We start from the raw sequence: 11,512 nt of genomic DNA on the forward strand, positions 1-11,512 counted from the left end.
TAAAAGGAACGGCAGAATTAACTAGGTGGTAACAGATTGGAAGTGAGAGGCGCGTTTTTGTAGGGTGGTTTTAGGTTCTGCTCGCTGTTCTGGAGGTTAGAGTGAGGTATAAGAAAATTAACCAATACTAATATTCAGGCTTCTTCCAAGTCCAGTTTCAATTAGTTTGTGAAAAGTAGAAATTTGAATATCGCTTAAGCCGCGTTCAATTCGGGAAATGTAGCTTTTTTTTGTGCCCGTTCTTTCAGCGAGCTCCTCTTGGGTCAAGTTGGCGTCTTTCCGGGCTTGTTTTAGCATTACCCCAAGACGGAAGGCAAGAGAGTCGGCGTCATATTTGTCACGTTTTGCCGTTCCTTTATCTCCGTATTTTTCTATCAGTATATCCTCGAAATCGGTTATATTATTCATATCAGCCATTTTTTTCTTTTAAATATTCTTTCTTTAGTTTTTCAGCAAGTTTTATTTCCCGTCGCGGTGTCTTTTGTGTTTTCTTTACAAAACTATTTACGAGTACAACTAAATTACCATCATCAAAAAAGCATAAAATCCGAATGCTTTTAAAGGTAGTGATAACTCTAACTTCATAAATTCCGTCAGTATTTTCAAGTGCCTTGAAAAATTTTTTCCTGGACCTTATCTTCTTGAGCTTTTAAAAAGTCGCGAAAATATTCTCGATATGAAATTATCTTTCTTTTTACAGCACAAAGTTAACTAATTAGTTTACATTGTCAAATTGATTTTAAGTGTTTTAATTGTATCGCGGGAAAAAGTCTGGTACTGTAATCTTACCGAATAGTTTTAGTTGCGCTCATCGTTGTCGAGAAACGCATACATACTTTTTATTCTCCGCTTCTAGTGCGGAAACGTGGTATTTTGAGTCTGGGGAGTTGGTGGTATACTAGTAGTTTTTGTTGCGTTCACCGTTGTGGAGGTACGGGTGGAACACGCATACCAACAAAGTTTTCATTTTTCCACTTTATTTTTTACCAAAAAGTGCTAATGATATATCCAACTCACTCTATTTCAGAAAATTGAATGTTCTGAATTCTATATTCTTGCCAACCATTATAATCAAAATGCCACCATTCATATTCATACACTTTAAAGCCGTGAGCTTCCATTTTGCTTATTAGTAAATCTCTCATCTTGCGTTGTTCAAATGTTCCGCCTTTATAATCAGGATACGAGCGTTCGCTCATTTCATCATATTCTCCCGTCATTTCGACTACTTTCCCGGTATCGAGCTCATACAGCGTTAAATCTACTGCACACCCTCTGTTATGTCTGGAACCATCTTTCGGATTTGCGACGAATTTTTTATCCTCATCGGGTGTAATATCCCAAAATAATTTAGTTACACTCCAAGGTCGATACCCATCAAAAATCACTAGGCCGTATCCAAGCGGTTTTAATTCTTTATTTACTTGAACTACAGCTTCAGCCGCTGGACGTTGTAAAAATGCTCTTGCTTCTTCGTAAACTGGTTGACCTGCAAAATTGTTTTCTGTCGCATAGCGTATATCTAAACGAAGTGTAGAATCTAGCGCAATTAATTCAACTAAATCAGACGTTTTAAAATTTCCCTTTTCATACGGAGGCCTGCTGCCACAACTATAAAGTAGCGAAAGGAATATTATAAGAAGAAGTGAATGTGTGGCGTATCTTTTAAAGTACATCAACTTTGTTTTCATATTGGTTGATTTTATTAGCTGTTAGTTTTTAAACGACTTGGTGTATTAATAATATTCGTTTCAGGTTTAAATTTACATAATTTTCGATTTAATGAATTGCTTTCAGCTATTTGATTATCTCATAGTTCGTACCCTAAATAATCCCTCAAATAATCTATATTTGCAGATTAAACCCTGAGAAAGGATTTATATGAAAAACATTCGCAATTTCTGCATTATTGCACACATAGACCACGGAAAGAGTACCTTAGCCGACAGACTTTTGGATGCTACTGGCACTGTAACTTCCCGCGAAAAACAGGAACAACTACTAGATAGTATGGATTTGGAACGCGAACGTGGTATTACAATTAAGAGTCACGCCATACAAATGGAATACCATTATAAAGGCGAAGATTATATCTTAAACTTAATCGATACGCCTGGCCACGTAGATTTCTCGTACGAAGTATCCCGTTCCATTGCGGCTTGTGAAGGAGCGTTATTAATTGTTGATGCTGCTCAAAGCATTCAGGCACAGACTATTTCCAATCTATATTTGGCTCTTGAAAACGATCTTGAAATTATTCCTGTAATGAACAAGATTGACCTTCCGTCGGCAAATCCAGAAGAAGTTTCTGACGATATTGTTGATTTATTAGGGTGTAATGCCGATGAAATTATTCCGGCGAGTGGAAAAACAGGACTCGGAGTTTTTGATATTTTAAGCGCGATTATTGAACGAATTCCACCACCAAAAGGCAATCCTGAAGAATCGTTACAAGCGTTAATATTCGATTCGGTTTATAACCCGTTTCGCGGTGTTGAAACGTATTTCCGTGTTTTGAATGGCGAAATCCGAAAAGGACAGCACATTAAATTTATGGCTACTGGTAAATCTTATTTTGCTGACGAAGTGGGAACCTTGCGACTGAAACAATTTCCTAGAGAAGTGATTAAAACTGGCGATGTAGGTTACTTGATCACAGGAATTAAGGAGGCTAAAGAGGTAAAGGTAGGTGATACCATTACCGATTCTAAAAACCCAACAAAAAATATGATTGCTGGTTTCGAAGATGTGAAACCAATGGTCTTTGCGGGAATTTATCCAGTAGATACCGAAGATTACGAAGAGCTACGAAACTCAATGGAAAAGCTTCAGTTAAACGATGCTTCTTTGGTTTTTGTTCCTGAAAGTTCTGCGGCACTTGGTTTCGGATTTCGATGTGGCTTCTTAGGAATGCTTCACCTTGAAATTATTCAAGAACGGCTTGAAAGAGAGTTTGATATGACGGTAATTACTACTGTTCCAAACGTATCGTATCACGCATATACCAACAAGGAACCAGACACTCCAATCTTGGTTAATAACCCGTCAGACCTTCCAGATCCTTCCAAACTGAATCGTGTGGAAGAGCCATATATTAAGGCTACCATTATTACTAAATCTGATTTTGTTGGCCCTGTAATGTCGCTCTGTATTGAAAAAAGAGGTGAAATAGTAAACCAGACGTATCTAACTACCGAACGTGTTGAGCTTACCTTCGATATGCCATTGGCTGAAATTGTTTTCGACTTCTATGATAGGTTAAAAACCATTTCGAAAGGATATGCATCGTTCGATTATTCTCCAATCGGGATGCGAACTTCTAAATTGGTAAAGGTTGATTTACTGCTTAACGGGAACATTGTAGATGCCCTTTCTGCCCTACTTCACGCTGATAATGCCTATGATATTGGAAAGAAAATTTGCGAAAAACTAAGACAACTTATTCCACGACAACAATTTGATATTCCTATTCAAGCGGCGATTGGTGCAAAGGTAATTGCGCGTGAAACTGTAAAAGCACTTCGTAAGGATGTTACCGCCAAATGTTACGGGGGTGATATTTCCCGAAAGCGTAAACTATTGGAAAAGCAGAAAAAAGGAAAGAAGAAAATGCGACAAGTTGGAAACGTAGAAATTCCACAAGAAGCATTTATGGCGGTGCTTAAGTTGAACGACTAAAGTGTTGTAGAACATACACTTAAACAAGTAGATTACACCAGCTAATTTTATAAAATTTACACTTAATACTACAAATAGTTGCTTCGTTGATGGGGGCAACTATTTTTTTTATCGAGTTCCAAAATAACCATTTTAAAACTCGATAAAGACTTGCGTGATACAGTATGAATAAGTTACAATTACTAAGTTCTCGCTACAAAGGCTCAAGAAGCCACTTTTGAAGATGTAGACAATGTGTAACAATGAAATGACGTGAAAGTAAGGGTGTAGCAAGAATCGCTAAATGGAAGTATTTAAGCCTACTTAAACTAACCAATTAATCATCACATTGCGCGCCAGCTTCACGAAGTCCTTCCATATACACATCATACGGAGTGCCTGTATTTTGGCCACTCACAGAGGCATTTCCATCCCCTTCCCTACAAACTTCAAAGCTGTTGGTTGTTTCAGGTGAAGAGCAGGTTGTGCACGTTACAGCGTCGTCTTTTTTACAAGAAAAAATCAACAAGCTAAAAAAGAGTCCAATAATAAGGGAAGATTTTTTCATCAGAAAAGGTTTTTATCACAACGGCTTTTGGCCTAGATTATTTTTTAGATTTTCCTTCATTCATAGAACGAGTCGCATTAACAACATCTTCAAAATCCATTGGTTTTCCTAAATAGACTAACTCACAACCCGATTCAATTTCCAATTCGCTAGGCGCAGTTATTAATTCTAAAAATCCGTCGGGACGTTTTAAAAATAGCGGAATGGCATCTTCATTATCGCCAATAATGCTCATTACCCTTAGAAACTGATTGTGGTTTTCAACTGGAATTTCCTGAATAGAAGGGAAATCCTGTGCCACTTCGGTAAACCTTGTATAATCGTGTGTGAATGAAAATAATTCTTTTATAGAAATCTCATTGCGATGACGCATTTCTTCGGAAGTCATCAACCTAAAAGTTCCATTTTCTCCAAAGTGTTTTCCGAAGCGATCAATTGCTTGTTTATTAATTTCGTCGCTACCCGTCATTGCTAAAAGATAACCCACATCGATGAGTTCTATGTTATCCGAAAGATCGTCAGCATAAATATCTGCATTAAACGCTTCTAGTCCTAATTCTTTTGCTCTATTAATGTTTAGTTTATTTGAATCTATTAAAACTACATGTCGGTTATTCTTGTGTAAATAAGTGGCTATTAAGCGTGAAACTTTTGAAGCGCCAACCATTAATACGCCTTCAGACTTAGTTAAAAATACACCCAACCATCGCGCAACGATTCTTGCTGTTGTAGCGTTTAAAATAACGGTAACCAAAACCACTGCAAAAACCAGGGGTGTTATATATTCGGCACCCACAACTCCTTTTGAAACCAATTTAGACCCGAATAAGGAAGAGATACCAGCTGCAACAATACCTCTAGGACCAACCCAACTTATAAATAGTTTTTCATTGGTTTTTAAGGATGAGCCTATGGTACTCATAAAAACTGAAAGTGGCCTTAATATAAAGATTATTACCGCTAACAATATCGCGGTTTTCCAATTATAAACCAGCAAAAGGTCTTCGATGCTAATATTTGCCGCTAAGAGAATAAATAAAATAGAAACTAATAATACGCTGAGGGATTCTTTAAAATACAAAAGTTCCTTTAAGCTTGGTAAGTCGCTATTTCCTAAATACATACCCATTACAACCACGGCTAGCAGCCCCGATTCGTGTGCAAAAAGATCGCTTAAAACAAAAATTGCGAGTACTAACGAAAGCGAAACAACATTTGCCAAGTAATGCGGAATAAATTTTCGTTTAATGGCAAAATACAAGGCATATCCAGCAGAAATTCCAAACGCCATTCCTATTAAAATTATTTTTCCGAAGTCGAGCAGTGCTTGTTTGGTATATCCTGAATCGCCTCCAACGCTAATAAACTCATAAACAAGAACCGCTACAAGCGCACCGATTGGATCGATAAGAATTCCTTCCCAACGCAAAACAGCTGCCACATCTTTTTTTAATGGAATATTTCTTAAAATTGGAGAAATAACCGTTGGTCCGGTAACAATAATTAAGGCAGAAAATAGAAATGCAATACGCCAATCTAAGCCAAAAATATAATGACCAGCGATTCCTGCTCCGGCAAATGTAATTATAGCACCGATACTAATTAGCTTTCCGATAGAACCTCCAACCTTTGAAATTTCATTTCGTTTAAGGGTAAGTCCTCCTTCAAAAAGTATAATTCCGACTGCTAAGGAAACAAAATAGAAAAGATTTTCACCAGGAAACAGCCCGTACTCGCCGTTCCAAATAGGTAGTAACCACTGCTTTCCGTCTGAAGACATAAGTGTAGAAAGCGGGCCGACTAAAAGTCCGATTAGTATTAATGGTAAAATGGCGGGAATTTTCAACTTCCATGCTACCCATTGTGCTAAGATTCCTAAAATTATAATTCCTGCAAGTTCTACCATCAAAAAGGGGATTTCGGTAAATTAAAGATTTTTCATTTCGACCGAATACTAATGAATTGTTAAAATTAGTATAATTAAATTAGACTTAGCTAGCCGAGTGCGTCGCTTTTGCTATTTTGCGTCCAATTCCTCAAAATTATGCAGTTATTTCCAATTGAAGCCGGTAATTTTAAGCTTGATGGCGGTGCTATGTTTGGCGTTGTCCCAAAATCGTTATGGACACGAACCAATCCAGCAGATCAAAATAATATGATTGATATTGCAGCCCGATGTCTTCTCATTGAAAACGGCAATCGACTTACCCTTATAGATACAGGAATGGGTAATAAACAAGATGAAAAATTCTTTGGATATTATTATCAATGGGGCGATTTTAACCTTGAAAGTTCCTTAAAAAATAAAGGGTTTCATCCCAACGATGTTACCGATGTGTTTTTAACTCACTTACATTTTGATCATTGTGGAGGAGCAATTCAGTGGAACAAAGACAGAACAGGTTATGAACCAACATTCAAAAATGCCAACTACTGGAGTAATAAAGACCACTGGAAATGGGCTACCGAACCTAATCGTAGAGAAGTAGCTTCATTTTTAAAAGAAAACATTTTGCCTATTCAAGAAAGTGGGCAACTAAAATTTATAGAGCAACCATCTTCCGATTTTGCCAAAGCCAACGAAATGGATTTTGGAATTCTCTTCGTCGACGGCCACACCGACAAACAAATGTTACCACACATAAACTATAAGGGCAAAACCTTAGTTTTTATGGCAGACTTATTGCCAACAGCAGGCCACCTACCGTTACCTTTTGTAATGGGGTACGATACGCGTCCATTATTAACACTGCCAGAAAAGGAAAAATTTCTTAAACAGGCAGCAGATAACAACTACTATCTGTTTTTGGAGCACGATGCACACAATCCTATAATTACAGTTAAAAATACTGATAAAGGTGTTCGTTTAGACAAAACCTTATCCTTCAATGAATTTATTAATTAACGCTTTTTTCAAAAAATGAGAACATTAAAAACCACTTTATCTGCAGTTGCTATTGTAGCAATTATGGCCAGTTGTGGAACCTCCGCACCTATTGTAGCCACTCCCATTCTTCCAATAAATCCTACGTTAACTAAAAATGCAGCACTCACTGATGCAAAACTAAAGCAATGGAGCGCAATGGATATTGTGAAAGACACAGTTCCTGGAATGAGTGTTGACAGAGCGTATAGCGAATTGATAAAAAATAGAAAAGGTGAAACAGTAATCGTTGGGGTTATTGATAGCGGCGTAGATATAGATCACGAAGATTTAGTAAATGTACTTTGGACAAACCCAGGAGAAATTCCTAATAACGGTATAGACGATGATAACAACGGGTTTATAGACGATGTTCACGGCTGGAATTTTATAGGCGAAATAATTGCTGAAAATATGGAGTTTGTGCGTATTGTAAGAAAATTAGGTCCGAAATATGAAGGAAAAGATGAAGCTTCCATAAGTGCAGCAGACAGAACAGAGTTTGCGCTATATCAAAAAGCAAAAGCAGAATTTGAAAAGGAACTGGCCGAAACAACGATGAATCACGATCGTTATCAGCTAATGGTTTCCCAATTAAAACCAGCTCATGAAGCTATTGCTGCGAAATTGGGTAAAGAAGATTACACTCAAGAAGATTTAGCTGGAATAAAAAATGCTACTCCTGAAGAACAACAACAAATAGGCATGTTGAACCAAATGTTGAATTTTGGCGATACGGTTCCAGAAGTGCTAACGCAGATGAATAGAGGAATAGCGTACTTTCAAAGTAGGTTGGATGGTCATTTTAATACTACCACAGATTTTCGAAGTGTGTTAGGTGATGATCCGGATGATATTACAGATAATATTTACGGTGATGGTAATGTAGCGAGTTCAGAAGAATCCCGTGAAAACGCAAAACACGGTACACACGTAGCTGGAATTATAGGGGCCGAAAGAAATAATGGTATTGGAATGGATGGCGTTGCAAACAACGTTCAACTAATGGCTGTTCGTGCTGTACCAGACGGCGATGAGTACGATAAAGATATCGCATTGGCAATTCGCTATGCAGTAGATAACGGCGCAAAAGTGTTAAACACAAGTTTCGGAAAGTACTACTCTCCACACTCAGAATGGGTTTATGACGCAATTAAATATGCTGCCTCAAAAGATGTTTTAATAGTGAATGCTGCAGGTAACGACGGATTGGATTTAGACACCGTTAATGTATATCCTAACGATCAATTTGATAACAGTGATGAAATAGCTGATTCATTCCTAACAGTTGGTGCTTTAAATTTTGAATTTGGAGACAAAATGGTGGCTAATTTCTCTAACTACGGAAAAATAAACGTAGATGTTTTTGCTCCCGGAGTAAAAATTTGGGCTACAACACCATTAAATACGTACGAATTTTTACAAGGAACCTCTATGGCGGCACCAAACGTGGCTGGAGTGGCTGCTGTAATTCGTTCGTATTATCCAAAACTTACGGCACCCCAGGTGAAGCGAATTATAATGGATAGTGGGATTTCTCCAAATATTAAAGTAGTTTTAGGCGGAGACCCCTCAAATACTGAATTATTCGCCAATATCTCCAAATCTGGAAAAATGGTTAATTTATACAACGCCTTTATAATGGCAGATAAAATGTCAAGACAATGAAACAATTAGTAAACAGCTTTTTTTTTGCTGTCACATTTTTTTCACTTTCAATAAGTTCTAGCACTTTAATTGCTCAGGGAAATACTTCCTATTGGCAACAAAATGCAGACTATAAGATGGACATCCAAATGGATGCAGAAAAACATCAGTACAAAGGAAAGCAGGAAATTACATACACGAACAATTCTCCTGATACATTGAACAAAGTTTTTTACCATCTTTACTTTAATGCGTTTCAGCCAGGAAGCGAAATGGACGTGCGCTCTAGAACAATAGTAGACCCCGATAGACGTGTTGGCGACCGAATTTCAAAGCTTACACCGGAAGAAATTGGATATATTAAGCCCACATCATTTACGCAGGACGGTAAAACTGCCAATTACACGATTAAAGGTACTGTGATGGAAGTGAAGCTAAATACGCCTTTAGTTCCCGGAGCCACTACTGTATTTAATATGGATTGGGATGCGCAAGTGCCTTTACAGGTTCGTCGTTCAGGAAGAGACAGTTCTGAAGGAGTAGCCTTAACAATGACGCAATGGTACCCAAAACTTGCTGAATATGACTTTGAAGGATGGCACGCACATCCGTATATCGGTCGTGAGTTTCACGGGGTTTGGGGGAATTATGACGTTACCATCACCATAGATGCAAGTTATACAGTAGGAGGTACAGGCTATCTTCAAAATCCTGTTTCTGTTGGTCACGGTTATACTCCTCCTGGCCAAAAGCCAATGCCTCCAGTAGATGGAAAATACACGTGGCGTTTTTTAGCTCCTAACGTTCACGATTTTGCTTGGGCTGCAGATCCTGAATACATTCACGATACTTATCCAGGGCCAAACGGAATGACACTTCACTTTTTCTACAAAAACAATCCTGAAATTGCCGAAAACTGGAAAAAACTACAGCCAAAAACTGCGGCTCTTTTTGAGTTTTTCAATGAGAACGTAGGTCCTTATCCGTATAAGCAATATTCGGTAATGCAAGGTGGTGACGGTGGTATGGAATACGGAATGTGTACTATGATTACTGGCGAACGCGAATTTGGAAGTCTTGTAGGCGTGACTGCACACGAAGTAGCACACTCTTGGTTTCAGTTTGTGCTGGCAATCAACGAAAATAACCACGAATGGATGGATGAAGGTTTTACGACCTATATTTCGGACGAGGCTATGAATTATGTAATGGATGAAAAAAAGCCAAATCCGCATGCAGGATCGTATAGAAATTACTTGTATTTGGCGAATAGCGGCCAACAACAACCGTTAACAACCCAAGCCGATAGATATGCTACAAATCGAACGTATGGCATTAGCGCATATAGTAAAGGCTCTGTTTTCCTTTCGCAATTGGGATACGTTATTGGGCCGGTGAATCTTGCCAATACTTTAAAGCGTTTTTATGCCGATTTTAAATTCACCCATCCAACACCAAACGATTTTATTCGCACTGCGGAAAAAGTTTCTGGATTTGAATTAGATTGGTATTTAACCGATTGGATAAAGACCACAAACACTATTGATTACGCTATCAAATCAGTGGAGACTAAAGCAGCTAAAACTGAGATAACTTTGGAACGAATTGGGTTAATGCCAATGCCTATAGATCTTTATGTTATCTATGAAGACGGTTCGCAAGAGCTTTTTTACATTCCGTTACGACAGATGTGGGGTAAAAAACCAAATCCGTTCACCGAGCTTAAACGAACTGTTTTAGAAGATTGGGCTTGGGCATATCCAACTTTTACTTTTGAAATTAAAAACGGTAAAAAGGTGAAAAGCATGATGATAGACGCCACTAAGAGAATGGCAGATGTAAATCCTGAGAATAACGTTTGGGAAGCGCCTTAATTTGATGCGTTAAAGAACAAATTAGACCCCAAAGACTTTTGAATCCTTTGGGGTCTTTCTTTTTAAAACAACGTTATTATCCACACAAGGACGATAACAATTAGGATAATAATTAAATATTTCTTGGAAATTTTATAGTCTAATGAAGGTATTGTTTCCGTTGAAATACTCAATTCTAAATTTCTATTTATTTCATCAACTTTCTGAGAATCCGCATTTTTAAAATAATATCTAATATATTCGCCAAGCGGGTTTTCTTCTTTTAAAAAATCAATATTAGCTTCTTTTAAGGCAGCATCAAAAATAATTGACTCCCCTAATCGAACATATAGTTTGTAATGTGTGTCTTTGTTTAGATTCATTTAAAAATCATTAAAGTAAAAATAAGCTTTATTCATTACTTTTACTCGATGGATTACCGTTTCCCAAAATCTGAAAAACTAAAAAGTTCCAAAACAATTGAATCATTGTTTGCGGACGGAAAAAGCTATTCTAAATATCCAATAAAAGTTTTCTTTCTTCCAAAGCAAAATATCGGGACAAACCTTGCAGCATTTGCCGTTCCCAAACGAAATTTCAAATTGGCTGTAGATAGAAATCGCGTTAAACGGCAACTTCGAGAAGCCTACCGACTCAATAAAAATATAATTGAAGCGGTTAACGGCAGGAAATTTGTGATGCTTTTTCTCTATTTAGGAAAAACTAAACCGCAATATGCCGCACTTGAAAAAGCAATGGAAAAACTTTTAAAGAAATTACACGGTGAAATGATTCAAGATGAAAGCTGACATTTCAATGAGAAGTAAATGTTATTCTTAAGTAGTTTATATCTTTAGACGCTAT

11 protein-coding genes are annotated in these 11,512 nt (G+C 37.5%); 5 read left to right on the forward strand and 6 right to left on the reverse strand.

Translation table 11 applies throughout. The annotated features are described in order from the left end of the window. Positions 1-117: 117 nt before the first annotated feature. From BLW28_RS02090 to BLW28_RS02100, 3 genes are all read right to left on the reverse strand, one after another. The gene (locus BLW28_RS02090; protein ID WP_073215097.1) at positions 118-408 is read right to left on the reverse strand and encodes a helix-turn-helix domain-containing protein; all 291 of its coding nucleotides are present in this window, start codon (positions 406-408) and stop codon (positions 118-120) included. A gap of 1 nt (position 409) precedes the next feature. Further along, positions 410-637, reverse strand: a complete 228-nt coding sequence (locus BLW28_RS02095; protein WP_394331651.1) for a type II toxin-antitoxin system RelE/ParE family toxin — start codon at positions 635-637, stop codon at positions 410-412. A gap of 376 nt (positions 638-1,013) precedes the next feature. Further along, the gene (locus tag BLW28_RS02100) at positions 1,014-1,691 is read right to left on the reverse strand and encodes a M15 family metallopeptidase (RefSeq protein ID WP_200791515.1); all 678 of its coding nucleotides are present in this window, start codon (positions 1,689-1,691) and stop codon (positions 1,014-1,016) included. Between the two features lie 190 nt (positions 1,692-1,881). On the opposite strand from BLW28_RS02100, the gene lepA reads away from it, so the two are divergent. After that, entirely contained in the window at positions 1,882-3,678 is a 1,797-nt protein-coding gene (gene lepA, locus BLW28_RS02105) for a translation elongation factor 4 (RefSeq protein ID WP_073214687.1), read from the forward strand. Positions 3,679-3,994: 316 nt separating this feature from the next. On the opposite strand, the gene BLW28_RS02110 is transcribed toward lepA, so the two are convergent. After that, the gene (locus BLW28_RS02110; RefSeq protein ID WP_073214690.1) at positions 3,995-4,225 is read right to left on the reverse strand and encodes a hypothetical protein; all 231 of its coding nucleotides are present in this window, start codon (positions 4,223-4,225) and stop codon (positions 3,995-3,997) included. 37 nt (positions 4,226-4,262) lie between these two features. Further along, positions 4,263-6,131: a cation:proton antiporter gene (locus BLW28_RS02115; protein ID WP_073214694.1), complete on the reverse strand. Its 1,869-nt coding sequence runs from the start codon at positions 6,129-6,131 to the stop codon at positions 4,263-4,265. A 138-nt stretch (positions 6,132-6,269) separates the two neighbouring features. Between BLW28_RS02115 and BLW28_RS02120 the strand changes: the two genes are divergently transcribed. Genes BLW28_RS02120 through BLW28_RS02130 form a run of 3 tightly spaced genes read left to right on the forward strand, consistent with a single transcriptional unit; the run spans position 6,270 to position 10,669 of the window. Continuing rightward, positions 6,270-7,130, forward strand: a complete 861-nt coding sequence (locus tag BLW28_RS02120; RefSeq protein ID WP_073214698.1) for an MBL fold metallo-hydrolase — start codon at positions 6,270-6,272, stop codon at positions 7,128-7,130. A 15-nt stretch (positions 7,131-7,145) separates the two neighbouring features. Next, positions 7,146-8,816: a S8 family peptidase gene (locus BLW28_RS02125; protein ID WP_073214701.1), complete on the forward strand. Its 1,671-nt coding sequence runs from the start codon at positions 7,146-7,148 to the stop codon at positions 8,814-8,816. Continuing rightward, positions 8,813-10,669: a M1 family metallopeptidase gene (locus tag BLW28_RS02130; protein ID WP_073214704.1), complete on the forward strand. Its 1,857-nt coding sequence runs from the start codon at positions 8,813-8,815 to the stop codon at positions 10,667-10,669. Before BLW28_RS02125 ends, BLW28_RS02130 begins: the two co-directional genes overlap by 4 nt. 62 nt (positions 10,670-10,731) lie before the next feature. On the opposite strand, the gene BLW28_RS02135 is transcribed toward BLW28_RS02130, so the two are convergent. Then, on the reverse strand, positions 10,732-11,031 hold the full coding sequence (locus BLW28_RS02135) for a hypothetical protein (RefSeq protein WP_073214707.1): 300 nt from the start codon (positions 11,029-11,031) through the stop codon (positions 10,732-10,734). 48 nt (positions 11,032-11,079) lie between these two features. On the opposite strand from BLW28_RS02135, the gene rnpA reads away from it, so the two are divergent. After that, positions 11,080-11,457 (forward strand): ribonuclease P protein component, encoded by a 378-nt coding sequence (gene rnpA, locus BLW28_RS02140; RefSeq protein ID WP_073214710.1) that lies wholly within the window; start codon positions 11,080-11,082, stop codon positions 11,455-11,457. Positions 11,458-11,512 lie beyond the last annotated feature (55 nt).

Source organism: Aequorivita viscosa (assembly GCF_900106795.1).
GTDB lineage: Bacteria > Bacteroidota > Bacteroidia > Flavobacteriales > Flavobacteriaceae > Aequorivita > Aequorivita viscosa.